Here is a 20,418-nt window from a genome sequence, read left to right as displayed (position 1 = left end):
CTCACAGAGGCGTGACGTAGGCGCCCGTGATGCCACCGTCGACGACGAACTGCGCGGCGGTCATGAACGAGGCGTCGTCGCTGGCCAGGAACGCCACCGCGGCGGCGATCTCCTCCGGTTGCCCGAAGCGACCCATCGGCACGTGCACCAACCGACGGGCGGCCCGCTCCGGGTCGGCGGCGAAGAGTTCCAGCAGCAACGGGGTGGCCACCGGGCCGGGACAGAGCGCGTTGACCCGGATGCCCTCGCGGGCGAACTGCACGCCCAACTCCCTGGTCATCGCCAGCACGCCGCCCTTGCTCGCCGTGTACGCGATCTGCGACGTCGCCGCGCCCATCAGCGCCACGAACGAGGCGGTGTTGATGATCGACCCCTTGCCCTGCCGCCGCATGTGCGGGATGGCGTACTTGCAGCACAGGTAGACGCTCGTGGTGTTGACCCGCAACACCCGTTCCCACGCCTCCAGGCCGGTGTCCAGGATGGAGTCGTCGTCCGGCGGGGAGATGCCCGCGTTGTTGAACGCGATGTCCACCCGGCCGTGCCGGTCGGCCACCCCGTCGAACAGCTCGCGTACCGCCGACTCGTCGGCCACGTCGGTGGCCACGAACTCGCCGCCACACTCCTCGGCGGCCTTCGTACCCGCCGCCTCGTCGATGTCCACGCAGACCACCCGGGCCCCCTCGGCGGCGAACCGCCGCACGGTGGCCAACCCGATGCCACTGCCCGCTCCGGTGACAACTGCCACCCTGTCCTGCAACCGACCCTGCACTGGCGTCACTCCTCCGTCGCGATGAACACGTTCTTGACGTCCGTGAAGGAGTGCAGCGCGTCCGGGCCCAGCTCACGGCCGAACCCGGAACGCTTCATCCCGCCGAACGGGGTCCAGTAGCGCACCGAGGAATGCGAGTTGACGCTGAGGTTGCCCGAGTCGACGGCACGGGCCAGGCGCAGGGCGCGACCCACGTCCCGGGTCCAGATCGAACCGGAGAGGCCGTACTCGGTGTCGTTGGCGAGCCGGACCGCGTCCGCCTCGTCGTCGAACGGCAGCACCGAGACCACCGGGCCGAAGACCTCTTCCCGCCAGTGCCGGTCGGCCGGCGAGTCGGCAAGCAGCACGGTGGGGGCGAGCCAGAACCCGGGGCCGTCGGGGCAGGAGCCGGTGAAGGCGACACTCGCCCCGTCGAGGTACCCGGCGACCCGGTCCCGGTGGGCGGCGGAGATCAGCGGGCCCATCTCGGCGGTGTCCCGGGACGGGTCCTCGACGCGTACGGCGCGTACCGCCGGTTCGAGCAGTTCCAGGAACCTGTCGTACACCGAACGTTGGACCAGGATCCGCGACCGGGCGCAGCAGTCCTGGCCGGCGTTGTCGAAGACCGCGCCCGGCGCGGTCGCGGCGGCGCGTTCCAGGTCGGCGTCGGCGAACACGATGTTCGCGCTCTTGCCACCCAACTCCAGTGTCAGTCGCTTCACCTGGCTGGCACAGCCGGCCATGATCCTGGTGCCGACCTCGGTGGAGCCGGTGAAGCAGATCTTGCGGACCGCCGGGTGGCTGACGAACCGCTCCCCCACCACCGAGCCCTGCCCCGGGATGACGGTGAGGACGTCGTCGGGCAGGCCCGCCTCGCGGGCCAGCTCGGCCAGGCGCAGCGCCGTGAGCGGGGTCGTCTCGGCCGGCTTGAGCACCACAGTGTTGCCGGCGGCGAGCGCCGGGACGAACCCCCAGGCGGCGATGGGCATCGGGAAGTTCCACGGCACGATCACGCCGACCACACCGAGTGGCTCGTGGAAGGTGACGTCCAACCCACCGGGTACCGGAATCTGCCGTCCGGTCAGCCGCTCGGGCGCGCCGGCGTAGTAGTCCAGGACGTCACGGACGTTGCCCGCCTCCCACCGGGCGTTGCCGATGGTGTGCCCCGAGTTGCGTACCTCCAGCGCGGCCAACTCGTCCAGATGCGCGTCGACGACCGCGGCGAACCGCCGCAGCATCCGGGCCCGATCCCCGGGCCCCACCTGACGCCACGTCTCGAAGGCGGCAGCCGCCCGTGCGATTGCCGCGTCCACGTCCTCGACAGACGCCTCGGCAACCTCCATAAACCCGGCCCCGCGCGCCGGATCCACCAGAACCGTCACACACCCACCCCTCGTCATCCCAGTCGATCATGGAGTTGTGGTGCCCCACAAAAGTGGCCCCGAGGAACTTTCCGCCCACCACAAGTCCATGATCCACGCAGCGATCGGCGACGCGGCGTTGCCCCGGCGATCAGAGGCGTTCGAAGCCACGGGTCAGCTCCCAGTCGGTCACCGCGGCGTCGAAGGCGGCCAACTCGACTCGCGCCTGGTTCGCGTAGTGGGCCACCACCTCCTCGCCGAATGCCTCGCGGGCCGCCGCCGACGCCTCCCACAGGGCCAGCGCGTCCCGCAGCGTGCCGGGGACACGCTCGGCCTCCGGGTCGTCGTACGCGTTGCCGGTGCACTCCCCGGCCAACTCCAGCTCACCGTCGATGCCGTGCAGCGCCCCGGCGACCAGCCCGGCGATCGCCAGGTACGGGTTGACGTCCGCGCCGGGCACCCGGTTCTCCACCCGCATGCCCTGCCCGTGCCCGACCACCCGCAGCGCGCAGGTGCGGTTGTCCACACCCCAGCGCAGTGCGGTCGGGGCGAACGACCCCGGCTGGTAGCGCTTGTAGGAGTTGATGTTCGGGGCGAAGAGCAGGCTGAACTCCCGCATGGTGGCCAGCAGGCCGGCGAGCACCCGCTGCCCGGTCTGTGACAGGTGCGCGGGCCCGTCGCCGAGCATCGCCGACGACCCGGACGAGTCCCGAAGGGAGAAGTGGATGTGGCAGGAGTTGCCCTCCCGCTCGTTCGGCTTGGCCATGAAGGTGATCGCCATCCCCTCCTGGGCGGCGATCTCCTTGGCGCCGTTCTTGTAGATCACGTGGTGGTCCGCGCAGGCCACCGCCTCGTCGTACCGGAAGGCGATCTCGTGTTGCCCGAGGTTGCACTCGCCCTTGGCGCTCTCCGGGGTGAGCCCGGCGCCGGCCATCTCGACGCGGATGCGGCGCAGCAGCGGCTCCACCCGGGCGGTGCCGAGCAGCGAGTAGTCGACGTTGTACTGGTTCGCCGGGGTGAGGTCGCGGTAACCACGCTGCCACGCCTCCTCGTACGAGTCGCGGAACAGCACGAACTCCAACTCGGTGCCGGCGTACGCGGTCAGCCCGTGCTCGGCCAGCCGGTCGAGCTGCCGGCGGAGGATCTGCCGGGGTGAGGCGACGACGTCACCCGAGCCGTCGAGCCAGGTCAGGTCGGCCAGCAGCAGGGCGGAGCCGGGCTGCCAGGGCATCCGGCGCAACGTGGCGAAGTCCGGCACCATGGCGAAGTCCCCGTAGCCGCGTTCCCAACTCGACATCGCGTACCCGTCGACGGTGTTCATGTCGACGTCCACGGCGAGCAGGTAGTTGCAGCCCTCGCTGCCGTTGGCCACGACCTGGTCGAGGAAGAACGGCGCGTGGAACCGCTTGCCCTGCAACCGGCCCTGCATGTCGACCAGGGCCAGCACCACTGTGTCGATCTCGCCGTCGGCGACGGCGACCCGCAGTTGTTCCAGCGTGAGCGGCGCTTTACTCATGGCGGGCCTCCATCACCAAGGTCTACTGGCAAACCGGATCACCGTCAATGCCCCCGGCGGCAGGTGCGGCAAACCCGGTGGGACGGCAGCACCGCCCGTCCCACCGGGCGCCGGTCAGACCGGGCCGTCGGCAGGCGCCGGGGCGTCGGCCGGCGCCTGTTCCTCGACGGTACGGACCGGGCCGGTGAACCACGTGCGGGCCGAGGCGTACCACCAGACGGCGACGACCAGCAGCACCCCGCCGACGGCGAGCGGCGCGTAGTTCACCGCCGACCAGGTGAACTCGTCGTTGCCGGGCACCCCGGCGGGCACGATCGGCAGCACGAAGTAGACGGCGATGATCGCGATCTCGATCACCGCGATCCAGCCGAACAGCTTGTACTTGCGGCCCAGCGTCCACGGCCCGGGGACGAACCGGTCGCCCATCCGCAGCCGCAGCGCGATCGGGATGAGGAACGACAGGTAGAGCCCGAGCACCGCGACGGAGACGACAGCGTAGAAGGCGATCGGGATGCCCGCGGAGCTTTCGTAGAGGGCCGGCAGGGTCAGCACCAGGCCGGCCGCCGTGGCGCCGATGATCGCCTTGACCGGGGTGCCGTTGCGGTCGACAGTCGACCACAGCCGCCAGCCGGGCACCGCCCGGTCCCGGCTGAACGCGTACGCCATCCGGCTCATCGAGGTCACGCAACTCATGCCGCAGAAGAACTGCCCGATCGTCGAGATGATGATGACGATCTTGAAGAAGACCGGGGTCAGCGCGGACTCGAAGATCGCTCCGGAGAAGCCGCCCGCGGCGTTCACCGCCTCGACGTCGGTGGCCGCGAAGAGGAACGCCAGCAGCAGGATCCAGCCACCGACCGCCGAGTAGAAGATCGACTGCCAGAGCCCGCGGGCGGCGGCCTGCGAGGCACCCCGGGTCTCCTCCGAGACGTGCGCGCAGGCGTCGAAGCCGGTGATCGTGTACTGGGTCAGCAGGAAGCCCAGCGGCAGCACGTAGAACCAGAACGTCAGCCCGCCGATGTCCCCGTCACCGAAGCCGGAGTTGTTGAACCGCTCGGTGAAGACGAACTGGAAACTCTGGTGGTTGTCGGGCACGAAGACCAGGATGGCCACCACGACGGCCGCGCCGGCCACGTGCCACCAGACCGAGACGTTCTGGAGTACGTCGATGATCCGGTGCCCGAAAATGTTGATCAACCCGTGCAGCGCCAGGATGATCACGAAGAGGACGAACGCCTGACGCAGCGTCCCGGCCCAGCCGTCGAAGAGCGCCGACAGGGTGAGGTTGAGGAACGTCGCGCAGCCGTAGTCGACCGAGGCGGTGACCGCCACCAGGCCGATCAGGTTCAGCCAGCCGGTGAACCAGCCGTGCACCGGGCGGCCCATGGTGGCCGCCCACCAGTAGATCCCGCCCGCTGTCGGGTACGCCGACACCAGCTCCGCCATGCAGAAACCGATGATGAGGATGAACAGCGAGATCAGTGGCCAACCCCACGAGATGGCCACCGGTCCACCGTTGTTCCACGCCTGGCCGAAGGTGGTGAAACAGCCGGCCAGGATAGAGATGATCGAGAAGGAGATGGCGAAGTTGGAGAAGCCACTCCACTTGCGGCGCAACTCCTGTTTGTAGCCGAGTTCAGCGAGCCGTCGGGCATCCTCGTCCATGGGTTGCTCGGCGGTCGGCACGGGCGTCGTGGCCACTGCACACCTCCCTGAGGTGGTTCCGCGTGCGAGTGGGCAAAGTGTCGTCCCGGCCGATCAAGGCGGTCAATACGTAGTCCGTGGGAATCTCACCACCGTCGGGCTAATTACGTTGCCGTCGGCCCGCCCCGGCCGGCATCCTGGACCGGTGACCAGGCCCGATCAGGGCCCACCCCGGGCGCTCGGACCGCCCGAACACGGTGGCGCGGGGCACGCCTCTCTCTCACGCACGGCGTCCCGCCGTACCCAAAAGTGCCCCGCGCCCCTCCCTCTCCCCCCGCCCCCTCCCCCCGCCCCTCCCCCCGCCCTCCCCTCGTGATCAAGAGGTTTGCGTCAGATTTCGGGCTCGGCCTGACGCAAAACGTCTTGATCAACACGGAGAAGTGGGGTGGGGGTCAGGTCAGGATGAGGCCCGCTACCCAGAGGGCGGCGATCAGGAGGCCGGCCAGGAACTCCACGAGCATCGACAGGCCGGCGGCCTTCAGGGCCTGCACTGTTGACGGCCAGGCCAGCTGATTGCTGCCCAGCCGGAGCCGTTCGGCGGCCCACACCCCGGCAACGAAGCCGAGCACCAGACCGACGACCGGCACCACGAAGAACCCGACGACGCCGAGTACCGCGCCGGCGAGCAGCGTGGACGTCGGCACGCCGGTGCGCTTCAGGTTCCGGCCCGGCCACGCGTACTTGATCACGGCACCACCGGCGGCGACCACTGTGGCGGCGGCGAACACCGCCCAGCCACCCAGACCGGCGCCGCCGAAGACCGCCCAGAGCAGCACGCCGCCCCAGCACAGCGGCAACGCCGGCAGACCGGGCACCACCACGCCTGCCAACCCGGCCAGGATGGCAATCGCGGCCACCACTGTCACCGCCGCCTGCGAGTCCGTCAGGTCCACGCCGCCACCCTCCGTCGCCACCCTCCGGACCACAACGGTCCTCCGTTGTGCCCGTCGCTCCGCTCGCTCACGCCGGCACTCCGCGTCATTCCGTGCCGTCGCCTCGCGTCACGCTGCCCGTGCCCGCCGGTTCGCTCGTTCACGCCGCTGCCGCCCCGTCGCCGCCCAGCCGGGCGGTGATCGCGTCGGCCGGTGCCGGCGCACCAAAATACCGGCCCTGGCCGGTGTCGCACCGCAGCGCCCGCAGCCGCTCTGCCTGCACGCTCGTCTCCACCGCCTCGGCCGTGACCCACAACTCCAACGCGTGCGCCAACCGGACCAACGCGTCGACGATCCGTTCGTCGCGGTGGTCGGCGGTCAGGTCCGTACCGTCCGCGCCGATGCCCTCGACGAACGGTCCGGCGAGCTTCAGGCAGTGGACCGGCAGGCGACGCAGGTACGCCAGGTTGGAGTACCCGGTGCCGAAGTCGTCCACGGCCAGCCGGACGCCGAGCGCGGCGAGCCGGTGCAGGCTACGCAGGGGCTCACCGGCGCTGCCCATCACGGCGCTCTCGGTCAACTCCAGTTGGAGCAGTTCGGCGGGCAGCCCGCTGGTGCGCAACGCGTGGGCGACAGTGTCCACGATGGCCGGTTCGTCGGCCTGCCGAGCGGCCAGGTTGACGCTCACCACGAGCCTGGCGTCCGGGAACTCCCGCCACCACCGTTCGGCGTCCGCGCAGGCCCGCCGGAGCACCCACTCGCCGAGCCGGACGATCAGGCCGGTCTCCTCGGCCAGGCCGATGAACCGGTCCGGCCCGATCAGGCCCAGCTCCGGGTGCTCCCACCGGACCAGCGCCTCCACGGCGAGCATCGTCCCCTCCAGCAACGACACGATCGGCTGGTAGTGCAGGACGAACTCACCCCGGTCCAGTGCGGCGGGCAGCCCGGCGACAAGCGCCGAGCGGGCGATGTCCCGCGCGCCGCGCTCCGGGTCGTAGACCGCCCACCGGCCCCGGCCCGCCGCCTTCGCCCAGTAGAGCGTGGTGTCGGCGGCCTTCATCAGCTCGGAGGCGGTGGTCTCCGCGGCCGGGCACTGGACGATGCCCACGCTCGCCGAGACGGCCAACTGGTGCTCACCGACGTGAACCGGGGCGGCGACGGCGGCCAGTGCCGCCTGCGCTACCGACACCGGGTCGTCGGTGTCGTCCCCTCCGTCGACGAGGATCACGAACTCGTCGCCACCCATCCGGGCGACCAGGTGGCCGTGGTCGGCCACGCACGCGGCAAGCCGCCGGCCGATCATCACGAGCAACCGGTCGCCGAGGTCGTGGCCGAGACTGTCATTGATGGCCTTGAAGCCGTCCAGGTCGAGGAAGCAGACTCCGACCCGCTGCCCGTCGCCAGCGGTGTCGAGCACCCGTCCCAGGGTCTCGAAGAACAACGTCCGGTTGGGCAACCCGGTCAACGGGTCGTGCAGCGCCTGGAAGCGCAGCCGCTGCTGGAGTTCGTACCGCTCGGTGATGTCCTCGATCATCGCTACGGTGAATCGGGGCCGACCCTCGTGTCGGATCAGCGAGACGGCCAGATCTGTCCAGACCGTCGTGCCGTCCTTGCGGTAGTACCGCTTCTCCACCCGGGCCGAGTCGTGTTTCCCCTCGATCAACTCCTGGTAGAGCTCCCACATCCCGGCCGCGTCGTCGGCGTGCACCAGCCCTGCCACGTTGATCTCGCACAGCTCGTCGATGGTGTAGCCGAGCATGTCGGCGAACGCCTGGTTGACGTCGATGATCTGACCGTCCACGCCGGCGATCCCGATCCCGATCGCGGCGCCGGTGAACACCGCCCGGAACCGTGCCTCGCTCTCCCGCAGCGCCTGCTCGACCTCGTCGCGGGCCTGCCAGGCCGACCTGGCGATCCGCTCCTGCTGACTGAAGGTGCGATCGCGCAGCGCGCGGGCGAACCCGGCGGCCAGGCCACCCTGCACCGCCGCGATCCGCTCGGCGAGATCCGCCGGCCCGTCACCGTCGCCGAGGACCCGCCGCCCGGCTGTCGCACCGAGCGCCTGAAGCGTCCACTTCAGAGCCTGCGGCTCGGTGAGGTGCGCCTCCACCAGGGCCCGCCCGACCTCCTCGGCCGGGCGGGTGCTGAACGGTTCCGCCCGTACCGCCTGGGCCAGCCGGATCGTGTGCGCCAGCAGCATCCGCTCGGTCTCGGCCACGCTGAGCGGCACGAACCCGATGCGGCGCACCGCGCGGGCCCAGTCGGCGGCGAACCCCTGAAGGTCGGCCCCGCCGGCTTCGACCCCGGAGGGGGCCGGGCCGACTTCGACCCCGGTGGGGTCCGGGCCGACTTCGACCCCGGTGGGGTCCGGGACGGCGGCCACGGGATCAGCCGGCGGGCTGGTCGTACCGGGCGACGCCTCCGAAGGCGCCGAACCGTTCCGGGTGCTCGTCCACGTCGGACGCTGAGTCGGGACGCCAGAGCGGCATGTGCACCACCCCCGGCTCCAGGACCGTCCAGTCGCCGAAGAAGCCGGTGACCTGCGCGCGGGAGCGCAGAGTGATCTCGGTGGCGGTGCGGGCGGAGAGCCGCTGGGCGTCGAGCATCTCCTGCGGCTGGTCCTCGAAGGTGGAGTGCGAGACGACCAGGAAGCTGCCCGGCGCGGCGGCGTCCCGCAGGGTGGCCAGGATCGCCTCGGGGCGGTCGGCGTCCGGGACGAAGTGCACCACCCCGGCCAGCAGGATGCCGACCGGTCGACTGAAGTCGATCAGGCCGAGCTGTCGGGTCTCGGCGAGGATCCGCTCCGGCTCACGCAGGTCGGCGTGGATGACAGCGGTCTGCTCGTTGCCGGCCAACAGCTCCCGGCTGTGCGCGACGGCCACCGGGTCGATGTCGACGTACACCACCCGGGCCTTGGGGTTGACCCCCTGCGCGACCTCGTGCACGTTGCCCACCGTGGGAATGCCGGAGCCGATGTCGAGGAACTGGTCGATGCCGGCGTCGAGTAGCACCCGGACGGCCCGGCGCAGGAAATCGCGGCCGGAACGCATCGTGGCGGCGAGATTCGGGGTCATGCTGGCGATCTGCTCGGCCAACTGCCTGTCGATCTCGAAGTTGTGCGCCCCACCCAGGAAGTAGTCGTACACCCGGGCCGCGCTCGGCCTGGTCAGATCGATCTCGGTCGGCAGTCCGTCCGGCATCAGTGCGCTCCCAGTTCATCGCCGCGGCGCGGGACGGGACCGACGACTGGCATGCCGCGGGCACGCGCGAGCACCGGTCGACCCGCGGGTCGTGTGGTGTGGACCACTCTAGGCGGCTGACTCCAGCAACAGCGAGATGCCTTGACCAACGCCGATGCACATGGTGGCCAGCGCCCGGCGGCCACCGCGACGGCGCAGCTCCAGGGCGGCCGTCAACGCCAGCCGCGCGCCGCTGGCGCCCAGCGGGTGCCCGAGCGCGATGGCCCCACCGTTCGGGTTGACGTGGTCGGCGTCCACGGGAAGCCCCAGCTCCCGCAGCACCGCCACGGACTGCGCGGCGAACGCCTCGTTCAGCTCCACCACGTCCACCGCACTTAGCTCGACGCCGACGCGGCCGAGCAGCTTGCGGGTGGCCGGCACCGGGCCGATCCCCATGATCCGGGGCGGCACACCGGCTGCCGCAGCGCCGACGATCCGGGCCAGCGGGGTCAGGCCGTACCGGGCGACCGCCGCCTCGCTGGCCACCAGCAACGCCACCGCGCCGTCGTTGACGCCCGAGGAGTTGCCGGCGGTCACCGTGCCGCCGTCGCGGAACGGGGTGGGCAACGCGGCGAGCTTCTCCAGCGACGTCTCCCGGGGATGCTCGTCGACCTCGACCAGCCGGGTCTCCCGCCGGCCGGCCGGCACCGACACCGCCACGATCTCCTCGGCGAACCGGCCGTCGGCCTGCGCCTTGGCCGCACGCTGCTGCGAGCGGTACGCGAACGCGTCCTGCTCGGCCCGACTCACGCCGTACTCGGCGGCCACGTTCTCCGCCGTCTCCGGCATCGAGTCGACCCCCCACCCGTCACGCATCAACTGGTTCACCAACCGCCAACCCAGTGTGGTGTCGTACACCTCGGCCGAGCGGGAGTACGCCGACGTCGCCTTCGGCATGACGAAGGGCGCCCGGCTCATGCTCTCCACCCCGCCGGCGATCACCAGCTCCGCGTCCCCGGCGACGATGGAACGGGCCGCGGTGGCGAGCGCGTCGAGGCCCGAGCCGCAGAGCCGGTTGACGGTGCTGCCCGGCACCTCCTGCGGCAGGCCGGCCAGCAGGGCTGCCATCCTGGCCACGTTGCGGTTGTCCTCGCCGGCCTGGTTGGCGCAGCCGAGCACGACGTCGTCGACCCGCGCCCAGTCCACCGACGGGTGGCGGGCGACCAGCTCACTGATCACGTGCGCGGCCAGGTCGTCGGGGCGGACGCCGGCCAGCGCTCCCGCGTACCGGCCGATCGGGGTGCGGACACCGGCCACCAGGTATGCCACGGTCATCGCGAGTCCTTAGGGGGTGCAGACGGCGGGGGTGGGGCACGCCCACCGGGTTACGAGGGCTGCCGGCCGCCAGGATATCCGCGCCGGCAGCGGATAGGTTGACGGCATGTCCCGGGCCCAGTTCAGCGCAGAGACCAGCGGCGGCGGCGCGTTCGTCCGCCAGCCGAACCGGTTCACCGGTCGGGTCACCGCCGACTCCACCTCGCCGCCCGGTGGCGGCCCGGACGAGCAGGACCGCTGGCCGTTGGAGGCCGGCCGTTACCGGCTGATCTGGTGCCGGGCCTGCCCGTGGGCGCACCGGGCGAGGATCGTGCGGGGCCTGCTCGGGCTGGACGACGCAATCTCGCTGGGCACCGTCGACCCGATCCGGGACGAGCGGGGCTGGGCGTTCGCGCTCGACCCGGACGGCTTCGACCCGGTCCTCGGCGTGAGTTTCCTCTCCGAGGCGTACCTGGCCACCGACGCCGACTACACCGGCCGGGTGACGGTGCCCGCACTCGTCGACACAGTGACCGGCCGGGTGGTCACCAACGACTACCCGCAGCTCACCCTCGACTTCTCCACCGAGTGGCGGTCACTGCACGCGCCCGACGCGCCGGACCTGTATCCGGTCGCACTGCGCCCCGAGATGGACGCGCTGATGGCCGAGATCCACACCGACGTCAACAACGGCGTCTACCGGTGCGGATTCGCCACCTCCCAGCCGGCGTACGACGAGGCGTTCCGGGCCCTCTTCGCCCGGCTGGACGTGCTCTCCGAGCGGCTGGCCGGGCAGCGCTACCTGATGGGTGACGCGATCACCGAGGCGGACGTGCGGCTGTTCACCACGTTGGTCCGCTTCGACGCCGCGTACCACGGGCACTTCAAGTGCAACCGCGACAAGCTGACCGAACTGCCGGTGCTGTGGGCGTACGCCCGGGACCTGTTCCAGACGCCGGGTTTCGGCGAGACGGTGGACTTCGACCACATCAAGCGGCACTACTACGGCACCCACCGGGAGATCAATCCCAGCGGGATCGTGCCACTCGGGCCGGACGAGTCCGGCTGGCGCACGCCACATGGGCGTGGCTGAGCCGGGTCGGCCGGCCGCCCCGGCCGCGCCGGGGGCCCGCGGCGACGTCGCCCGCCGGGTCGCCGGGTCCGCCGCGGCCGGCTGCACACTGGCCGGGGCGGTGGCGGTGACGCTCGCCGTGGTCGCCGGTCCCGGTCCAGGGTTCACCGGGTACGTCAGTGAGGCGGGCATCGCCGGTGGCGCCCACGCCACGACGTACCGGATCGGGATCCTGGCTCTGGCCGGCGCGTTGCTGCTGATCGGCGCGGCGCTGCCCCCCGGGGTGTGGGCGGCGGCCCCGGCGCTGCTCGCCACCGGGGCGGTGTTCACCGCCGTGTCCGGGGCGGTGACCTGCTCCGACGGCTGCCCGCTGCCGCCGTTCGAGCGCGCCACGACGGCGGACCTGGTGCACGGCGGCGCGAGCATCGCGGCGACCGCGGCCGTCGTCTTCGCCATGATCACGTTGGCGGTCTCCGGGCCGGCCGGCCCGACGGTGCGCCGGCTGGCCGGCGCGGCTGCCGTGCTGGCACTGCCGCTCTGCGCCACGGTGGGGCTGGCGATGCTCGTCGTCGGCCGGGGTTCGGTGGTGGGGGTGCTGGAGCGGCTGATCCTCGCCCTCGCGGTGCTGTGGGGTCTGAGCACCGCCACCGCACTGGCCCTCTGTAAGGAGCCTCACGCCATCCGGTCCTTCCACTGAGCGGAAATCGGCGTACCGTCGGCTGACGATGACGAATGTCTGGGGCCTCACTGTCCGCCTGTATGTCGATCTCCGACTGCAGGCCAGTGGCGTCTGTCCGGGCTAGCCGCGTTCTCACGCCTGCCCCGATCGGACCGGACAATTGGATTCCTCCCCATGCCCTTCAGCCTGCGCAAAATTCCCTTCTCCGTGCAGATCCTGCTCGGCCTCGTGCTCGGCGTCGCCCTGGGCTTCCTGGCCCGCAGCAACGACCTGAGCTGGCTGACCAGCACCCTGCACACCATCGGCAGTCTCTTCGTCCAACTGCTCAAGCTGGCCGTGCCGCCGCTCGTCTTCACCGCCATCGTGGTCAGCGTGGTCAGCCTCCGCGGCGTCGCCAACGCCGCCCGGCTCGCCCTCAAGACCCTGCTGTGGTTCGGCATCACCGCCCTGATCTCGGTGAGCATCGGCATCGGCCTCGGCCTGCTCACCAACCCGGGCAGGGGCGTGACCCTCGACCTGGGCGGCGCGGCACCGCCGAAGAACACCGGCTCGTGGACCGACTTCCTCACCGGCATCGTGCCCACCAACCCGGTCGGCGCGTTCGTCGAGGGCAACGTCCTGCAGATCGTCTTCCTCGCCGTCGTCATCGGCGCGGCGGCCCTGCTCGTCGGTGACGCCGCCGAACCGTTCGTGGCGCTCAACCGCTCCCTGCTGGAGATCGTCCAGAAGGCGCTCTGGTGGGTCATCCGCCTCGCCCCGATCGGCACCCTCGGCCTGATCGGCAACGCCGTCGCCTCGTACGGCTGGGACCTGCTGGCCCCCCTCGCGAAGTTCACCACAGCCGTCTACGTCGGCTGCGCCATCGTGCTGTTCGTGGTCTACCCGCTGGTGTTGATCCTCGCCGGCCGCCTCAACCCGCTGCGCTTCTTCGCCGGCGCCTGGCCGGCGATCCAGCTGGCCTTCGTGTCCCGCTCCTCGGTCGGCACCATGCCGGTGACCCAGCGCTCCGTCGAGCGTCTCGGCGTGCCCCGCGAGTACGCCTCGTTCGCTGTGCCGTTCGGTGCCACCACGAAGATGGACGGGTGCGCCGCCATCTACCCGGCCCTCGCCGCGATCTTCGTGGCCCAGGTGTTCGGCGTACACCTCGGCATCGGCGACTACCTGCTGATCGCCTTCGTGTCGGTGGTCGGCTCGGCGGCCACCGCCGGCCTGACCGGCGCGATCGTGATGCTCACCCTGACCCTCAGCACGCTGGGCCTGCCGCTGGCCGGCGCCGGCCTGCTGCTCGCCATCGACCCGATCCTGGACATGATCCGCACCGCCACGAACGTCGCGGGGCAGGCACTGGTGCCGACAGTGGTCGCCGCCCGCGAGGGCACTCTCGACCGCACCGCGTACGAGTCCGCCGGCCGGCGTGACCTGACCGACAGTGAGCCGGTCGCCGAACCCCGGCCCGAGCTCAGCCCCGTTCCTGCCTGACCGTTCACCACCACGGCGACGGGCCCCTCTCCCCGGGGGCCCGTCGCCGTGTCGGAGAGGATGACCCAATGAGTTCCCTGTTCACTCCCCTGGCCCTGCGCGGGGTCACCCTGCCCAACCGGATCGCCATGGCACCGATGTGCCAGTACTCTGCCGGCCCCGACGGCCTGCCCACCGACTGGCACCTGATCCACCTCGGCAGCCGCGCGGTGGGCGGCGCCGGCCTGGTGCTCACCGAGGCGACCGCCGTACTCCCCGAGGGCCGCATCAGCCCGCAGGACACCGGCCTCTGGTCGGACGCCCACGTCGACGCCTGGCGGCCTGTGACAGCGTTCGTCGCCTCCCACGGCGCGGTGCCGGCCGTGCAGCTCGCGCACGCCGGCTTCAAGGCGTCCACCTACCGGCCGTGGGCCGCCGAGCGCGGTGGCGTGCCGGACGCCGACGGCGGCTGGACGCCGGTCGCCCCCGGCGCGGAACCGTTCACCGCCGACTACCGGACGCCGACGACCCTCGACGAGGCAGGCATCGCCGGTGTGGTCGACGCGTTCGCGGCCGGCGCCGCCCGCGCGCTGGACGCCGGCTTCGCCGCCGTGGAGATCCACGCCGCCCACGGTTACCTGCTCAACGAGTTCCTCTCACCGCTCACCAACCACCGCACCGACGCGTACGGCGGCGACCGGGCCGCCCGGATGCGACTCACACTGGAGGTGGCCCGCGCGGTACGTGCGGCGGTCGGCGAGGACGTGCCGGTGCTGACCCGCATCTCCGCCACCGACTGGGTCGAGGGCGGCTGGACGATCGAGGACAGCGTGGTGCTCGCCGGCGAGCTGGCCGGCGTGGGCGTCGACCTGGTCGACGCGTCCTCCGGTGGCGTCAGCACCGACCAGCGCATCCCGCTCGGCCCCGGCTACCAGGTGCCGTTGGCCGCCCAGATCCGTCGCGAGGCCGGCGTACCGACCGGCGCGGTGGGCCTGATCGTGGAACCCGAGCACGCCGAGCAGATCGTCGCCGACGGCGAGGCCGACCTGGTGCTGTTGGGCCGGGAGCTGCTGCGCGACCCGTACTGGCCGCGCCGGGCCGCCGCGAAGCTCGGCGTCGCATACTCCGGGCCCGCCCAGTACGCCCGCGCCTGATCCTCCCGGGGGCGGCTGCCGTGTCCGGCAGCCGCCCCACCGGTCAACCCGCCAGGTGCGACCAGTCACCCTCCAGGTCCTGCCAGGTGCCCTGCGCGGCAACAGTGCCGCCGAGCAGCACCACCACATGGTCGGCCCGGACCAGTGCGGCACGCTTCGCGGTCGAACCGACCACCGTCACCCCGTGGCCGCGCAACGCCTGCCACAGCGCCAACTCCGTGGTGACGTCCAGCGCCGACGACACGTCGTCGGCGACAAGCAGTTCGGTACGCGGAGCCAACGCCCGGGCCAACGCCAACCGCTGCAACTGCCCGCCGGACAGCCGGGTGCCCTTGTGCCCGATGAGCAGGCCCAGCCCACCACCCGCGGCGGCCAGGTCATGGTCCAGTTGGGCGGTGCTGACCGCCCCGGCCGCATCCACCTGGTGCCCGAGGGCGATGTTGTCGGCCACCGTGCCGGACAGCACCCGGGGCAACTGACCGACGTAGCCCACCTGGTTGGGGCGCAGGAACAACTCCGGCTCGGTGACCGGATCACCGTTCCAGGCCAGCTCCCCGGTGTGGTGCACGATCCCGGCCAGCCCGCGTAGCAACGAGGACTTGCCCGACCCCACCGGCCCGACGACAAGCACCAACTGCCCCCGCTGCACCGTCAGGTCCACGTCCCGGACGGCCACCGTCCCGTCGGAGTGCACCACCCCGAAGCCGCGCAACTCCAGCCGGCGCAACGGATGCCGCGGCGGCATGGTCGGCGCGGGCGCCGTCCCGGCCGTCAGGTCGACCTCCGGCACCCCCGCCGAGTACGCGCTCACCCCGGTCATCGCGGTGGTACGCCGCGTCCAGACCCGCGCCGAGGGCAGCTGCGAGATCAACGACGCCGTCGTCCAGGCGAACCAGCGGGCCGCGCCCAGCGTGGAGACGGCCACCAGCACCGCCCCCGCGGAGAGCGACCCGTTCAGGTACAGCGCCCACGCGCCTATCGGCAACAACCCGCTGGCCATCGACGGCGTGGAACGCGCCCACACCTGCACCGAGATCTCCCGCCGCTGCCGGTCGCTGCGCACCACGTCCAGGCCCGCCAGGTGGCGCAGCACCGCAGCGGTCGCGCCGGCGAGCTTCACCGTCCGCGCCGCGGAGAGCGCGGAGACCAACGCCGTGGCGAAGGAGGCCCGTGCCGCCACCGTCGCCCGGGCGGCACGCTCCAGCTTCGGCCCGAACAACGTCGCGGCCAGCCCGGAGACGACCATCGTGCCGAGGAAGAACAGCCCTGGTACGACGCTGCCGGTGACCGCCGTCATGGCGACCACGAGCACCAGCGCGACGGTCTGGTCCAACACGTTGTCGGCGAGCTGCACCACCCGCTCGGTGTCCCCACCCTGCGCCACCACCTCGGCCGGAGTGTGTGAGCTGACCCGGCGCGGCCCGGTCTGACCGTGCACCAGGCGAAGGCCGATCCGCAGCATCTGCCGCACCCACCACTGCGGGAACCAGACGTGGGTGTAGAACGGCAGCGGCATGGTCACCAGCAGCCCGGCGACGATCCCCACCGCCGGCAGGTACGGGTTGCCGGTCCCGTCGACCAGGTCCGCCCAGAGCCAGGGCAGCACCGGGCCGTCCAGCCCCAGCAGGCTGAGCCCGAGGAACAGGACGATAGCCGCCGCCCCGTACCGGGGATCGTTCGTGCAGAGGCGGAAGATCTCCCGCAGCGTCCGGGCCGGTGGCACCGGCGGCAGCGGCGGCGGGTCGGCCCGGTTCGGCGCGACCTGCCCTGCCGGAGCGACCGGCTCGACCGGTGCAGTGCGCCCTGTCGATGTGACCGGATCGACCAGTGCGGCCTGCCCTGCCGGCGTGATCGGGTCGACCCGAGTGGTCTGTTCGGTCGGCGCGATCGGGTCGACCTGTCTCGGCGGCTCACTCGGCCAGGCGTCCGCCGAGCCGGGACCGACCAGCAGATCGGTGCCGGCACCGGTGCGGCCAGCCGGCGCCACAGTGGCGTACGCGGCCGCGTGGCTGGTCGCCAACAGTTCGGCGAAGCGCGTCGACGTCTCCAGCGGACCGGCCTCGACCACCGCGCCGTCGGCCAGGACGACCACCTCGTCACAGCGGCGCACCGAGGAGAGCCGGTGCGCGATGACGATGCCGATCCGGTCGCGCAGCAGGCGTTCCGTGGCCCGCTGCACCCGCGCCTCGGTGACCGGATCCAGCCGCGCGGTGGCCTCGTCGAGGATCACCACGTGCGGCTCCCGGACCAGGATCCGGGCGAACGCCACAAGCTGCTCCTGACCGGCGGAGAGCACGTGCCCGCCCTCCCCCAGCCGAGTCGTCAACCCGTCCGGCAGCTCGGCGATCCACCCGGCCAGGCCCAACTCGTCGAGCGCCCGAGCCGCCGCGTCGAGCAGATCCGGGTCGAAGAGCGCGACGTTCTCGGCGAGCGTGCCGGCCAGGATCTCGGTGCGTTGCGGCACCAACGCCACCCAGCGGCGCAACTGCTCCACGTCCAGGTCGCAGATGTCGGTGCCGCCCAGGAAGACCCTGCCCGGCGGCACGTCGACCGCCCGGGTGAGCACCTTCGCCAGCGTCGACTTGCCCGAACCGGTCCGTCCGATGAGCGCGTACGAACGACCACGGGCGAAAGTGAGGCTGAGCCCGCGTAGCGCGGCCCCCCGGTCACTCTCCCCGTACCCGAAGGTCAGATCCCGGAGGCGCAGGTCACCCTCGCTCGGGCTGGCCCCACCGACCGGCTCCTGCCGGGCCTGGTAGAGCAACTGCACCCGCGCCCACGCGCCTAGCGCCTCCTGAATTTCCGGCACCATCCGGCTGACGTGTTCGGCTGTCGCCCCGAAGGCCAGAGCGAGCAGCCAGATCGCGGTGAGCCGTGCGGCGTCGATCCGGTCGGTGGCCAACGCCCAGGCCCCACCGAGCACCACCACGCCGATGCCCGCGCGGATCGTCGCGGTGGCCACCGTCGCCACCCGGGCGGACAGCACCCAGACCACCAGGCCGCGCGACAGCACGGCAGAAGCACGACGGGCATACAACCGCAGCACGTACGGCTGCGCCAAACTGGTGCGGACGTCGTCCTGGCCGTGCACCGCCTCCTCCATCACGGCCGCCAGGTCGGACCACGCCTCCTCCTCGGCCATCCGGGCCGGCCCGATCCGCGCCGTGGGCCGGCGCAGACCGACGGCCAGCACCACAGTGAGCAGCAGCATCGCGATCCCCGCCGGCCACCACACGAAGAGCGCCACGACCATCGACAACAAGCCGACGCAGAGACCCTGGGCCAGCCGGCTGCCCTGGTTACGAATTGCCGACGCCACCTGATAGACGTCCCCGTCGATCCGGTCCAGCAACTCGCCCACCGGGGTGGTCTCCAAGGTGGGCAGATCCTGCCCGAGAGCGACGCGACACAGCCGACGACGCACGTCCGCGGACCAGTCGGCGGTCAGGCCAGCCATCAGCAGACTCACCGCCAGGTCGCTGAGAACCACTGCGACAAGCGCGGCGGCCAACACGACAAAGAAGCCCGTCGACCGATGCACCAGCACCGCACCGGCCAGCGCCGAGGCGCCCGCCTGCCCCGCCGCGCCGACCACGATCAGGAAGGCCACTATCGTCATTCGGCGGGTCGAGGTGCCCCACAAATCACGGAGCAGGCGCATGGAAAGTCCTCCGGGAAGTGGGTGGCGGAGACCTCAGCCTGCCGGCACCAACCCGCCAACTCAACCGATTTTCCGGCCCTGAGCAGGGCGGCCATCGGCTGAGGCAGCAGCGACGGCGCGACCACCGCCAGCCTGAGCCGGGCGTTGCGGGAGTGCCCGGCCGTTGCCAGCGCAGACTCGGGCTCGGTATCCCGATCCGGCGCGAACATCGGTCGAGCCGGCTGTGGTGGTGACCTCGAGCGTGGTGGGGTCGGAGGGTGTTGGAGCCGGCGCGGTGGGCGCCCAGACCCGACCGGCCCGCCCAGAGCCAACGGCCGGCTCAGAACCGACTCGCCCGCCCAGAACCGACTGGCCCAGCCAGAGCCAACGGCCGGCTCAGAACTGACTCGCCCGCTCAGAACCGACTGGCCCGGCCAGAACCGACTGGCCCAGCCAGAACCAACGGCCGGCTCAGAACTGACTCGCCCGCTCAGAACCGACTCACCGGGCCAGACCCGACCGTCCGGCGAGAGCCGACGGACCGGCTCAGAACCGACTCGCCCGCGCCGGCGCCGACCGGCCCGCTCAGAGCCGACTCACCGGGCCAGAGCCGACCGCCCGGAGAGCCGAAGGACCAGCCGCGCAGTCGACTTTTCGGGCGCATTGCCCCATCTGATGCGTTTTAGCCGATAGGCCAGACCCCGACAGCTTCTTGATCGACTCGGGATCTTTGATGTCGGGGTGTCCCGCCGTCCGGGATGCCCCGGTTTTCGTGAACGCGAGTGGATCACGCGCGTGCGAGCCGGTTGCACGCCGTCGTGTCGGGGTGGTGTGGGTGGTTTGACCGGTGTCGGGTGGTGTGGGGGTGTGACCGGGTGCACCGGTGGGCTGGAATCATGGCCGGGCCGGGGTCGTTACACACCCTGACGATCGCAGCACCACCGCCGGCCTCCGGCCTGGTCACCCGGTGGGAATGCCAGCCACCCCCCGGTCGCTACAGTCCCCACGAACCACCGCAGGCACCACCTCGACGAGGGTGCCCGACGGACGGGCCACCCCCCGGAATGACCCCGGCCCCCCGGTCGTTGCAGTCCCCACGAACGACCGCAGGCACCACCACGACGAGGGTGCCGACGGGCGGGCCACCTCCCGGAATGACCGAGGCCCCCCGGTCGTTACACACGGTCCCGGCGCCGCGAGCCCTCCGGCTTGCCAGGTCGCCGACCTCCCAAACTTTTTCCCCTTTGTACGCGCAGCGCCGGACGAGGTGCTCACACCCCTTGCCACCGCCCCCTCTTTGGTGGTTCGGGGTGTTCTACCCCCGAAGGAGCTACCCCCATGAACACGATGTTCCGTAAGAGCATGCTGTCTGTTGCTGGTCTCGCGTTCGCCGGTGGTGTCTTCGCCGGCCCGATCGCCGCCCACGCCGCCACCCCGGCCGTGGACGCCAAGCCCGTCGCGGTGGCCGTGCAGTCCGCCGCGCCGACGCCGCAGGGCGACCAGTCCCACCTCAGCCTCAACGACGAGCAGACCGCGAACGTCAAGGCCATCATCGCCGCGACGAAGAAGGCTGGACTGCCCGAGCGGGCCGCGGTCATCTCCATCGCCACAAGCCTGCAGGAGTCCAAGCTGGTCAACCTGGGCCACCTCGGCGACGCCAACGACCACGACTCTTTGGGCCTGTTCCAGCAGCGCCCCACCAGCGGCTGGGGCACCCCCGA

At 71.5% G+C, this 20,418-nt stretch carries 14 protein-coding genes; 5 read left to right on the top strand and 9 right to left on the bottom strand.

Annotated features, from left to right (window positions below):
• Position 1: 1 nt before the first annotated feature.
• The 8 genes from ABZ406_RS28570 to pcaF form a co-directional block, all read right to left on the bottom strand.
• Complete coding sequence (locus ABZ406_RS28570; RefSeq protein WP_357768209.1) at positions 2–769, bottom strand: 3-oxoacyl-ACP reductase; 768 nt, start codon at positions 767–769, stop codon at positions 2–4.
• A gap of 5 nt (positions 770–774) precedes the next feature.
• Positions 775–2,148: an aldehyde dehydrogenase family protein gene (locus ABZ406_RS28565; RefSeq protein ID WP_357768120.1), complete on the bottom strand. Its 1,374-nt coding sequence runs from the start codon at positions 2,146–2,148 to the stop codon at positions 775–777.
• Between the two features lie 112 nt (positions 2,149–2,260).
• Complete coding sequence (locus tag ABZ406_RS28560; protein WP_357768117.1) at positions 2,261–3,625, bottom strand: glutamine synthetase family protein; 1,365 nt, start codon at positions 3,623–3,625, stop codon at positions 2,261–2,263.
• A gap of 114 nt (positions 3,626–3,739) precedes the next feature.
• Entirely contained in the window at positions 3,740–5,326 is a 1,587-nt protein-coding gene (locus tag ABZ406_RS28555; RefSeq protein WP_357768114.1) for an amino acid permease, read from the bottom strand.
• A 395-nt stretch (positions 5,327–5,721) separates the two neighbouring features.
• A complete protein-coding gene (locus ABZ406_RS28550) occupies positions 5,722–6,222 on the bottom strand; it encodes a DUF456 domain-containing protein (RefSeq protein ID WP_357768111.1) in 501 nt (166 codons plus the stop codon).
• Positions 6,223–6,361: 139 nt separating this feature from the next.
• On the bottom strand, positions 6,362–8,584 hold the full coding sequence (locus tag ABZ406_RS28545; protein ID WP_357768108.1) for an EAL domain-containing protein: 2,223 nt from the start codon (positions 8,582–8,584) through the stop codon (positions 6,362–6,364).
• A 4-nt stretch (positions 8,585–8,588) separates the two neighbouring features.
• Positions 8,589–9,401 (bottom strand): SAM-dependent methyltransferase, encoded by an 813-nt coding sequence (locus ABZ406_RS28540; protein ID WP_357768105.1) that lies wholly within the window; start codon positions 9,399–9,401, stop codon positions 8,589–8,591.
• Between the two features lie 108 nt (positions 9,402–9,509).
• Entirely contained in the window at positions 9,510–10,715 is a 1,206-nt protein-coding gene (gene pcaF / locus ABZ406_RS28535) for a 3-oxoadipyl-CoA thiolase (RefSeq protein WP_357768101.1), read from the bottom strand.
• 106 nt (positions 10,716–10,821) lie between these two features.
• Here pcaF and ABZ406_RS28530 point away from each other — a divergent pair, with 106 nt between their 5' ends.
• The 4 genes from ABZ406_RS28530 (at position 10,822) to ABZ406_RS28515 (ending at position 15,057) form a co-directional block, all read left to right on the top strand.
• Positions 10,822–11,787 (top strand): glutathione S-transferase C-terminal domain-containing protein, encoded by a 966-nt coding sequence (locus ABZ406_RS28530; RefSeq protein ID WP_357768098.1) that lies wholly within the window; start codon positions 10,822–10,824, stop codon positions 11,785–11,787.
• Positions 11,780–12,463 carry a DUF998 domain-containing protein gene (locus tag ABZ406_RS28525; RefSeq protein ID WP_357768095.1) on the top strand — a complete coding sequence of 228 codons (684 nt, stop codon included), beginning with the start codon at positions 11,780–11,782 and terminating at the stop codon, positions 12,461–12,463. The genes ABZ406_RS28530 and ABZ406_RS28525 overlap by 8 nt, the downstream gene beginning before the upstream one ends.
• A gap of 168 nt (positions 12,464–12,631) precedes the next feature.
• Positions 12,632–13,924 (top strand): dicarboxylate/amino acid:cation symporter, encoded by a 1,293-nt coding sequence (locus ABZ406_RS28520; RefSeq protein ID WP_357768205.1) that lies wholly within the window; start codon positions 12,632–12,634, stop codon positions 13,922–13,924.
• Positions 13,925–13,992: 68 nt separating this feature from the next.
• Positions 13,993–15,057 (top strand): NADH:flavin oxidoreductase/NADH oxidase, encoded by a 1,065-nt coding sequence (locus tag ABZ406_RS28515; protein ID WP_357768092.1) that lies wholly within the window; start codon positions 13,993–13,995, stop codon positions 15,055–15,057.
• A gap of 43 nt (positions 15,058–15,100) precedes the next feature.
• On the opposite strand, the gene ABZ406_RS28510 is transcribed toward ABZ406_RS28515, so the two are convergent.
• Complete coding sequence (locus ABZ406_RS28510) at positions 15,101–18,718, bottom strand: ABC transporter ATP-binding protein (RefSeq protein WP_357768089.1); 3,618 nt, start codon at positions 18,716–18,718, stop codon at positions 15,101–15,103.
• 1,317 nt (positions 18,719–20,035) lie between these two features.
• Here ABZ406_RS28510 and ABZ406_RS28505 point away from each other — a divergent pair.
• A partial coding sequence (locus tag ABZ406_RS28505; protein WP_357768086.1) for a hypothetical protein occupies positions 20,036–20,418 on the top strand: 383 nt, incomplete at its 3' end.

This window comes from Micromonospora sp. NPDC005710 (genome assembly GCF_040630995.1).
In the GTDB taxonomy this organism is placed as follows: domain Bacteria; phylum Actinomycetota; class Actinomycetes; order Mycobacteriales; family Micromonosporaceae; genus Micromonospora.
This window is presented reverse-complemented; position numbering and strand designations above follow the sequence as displayed.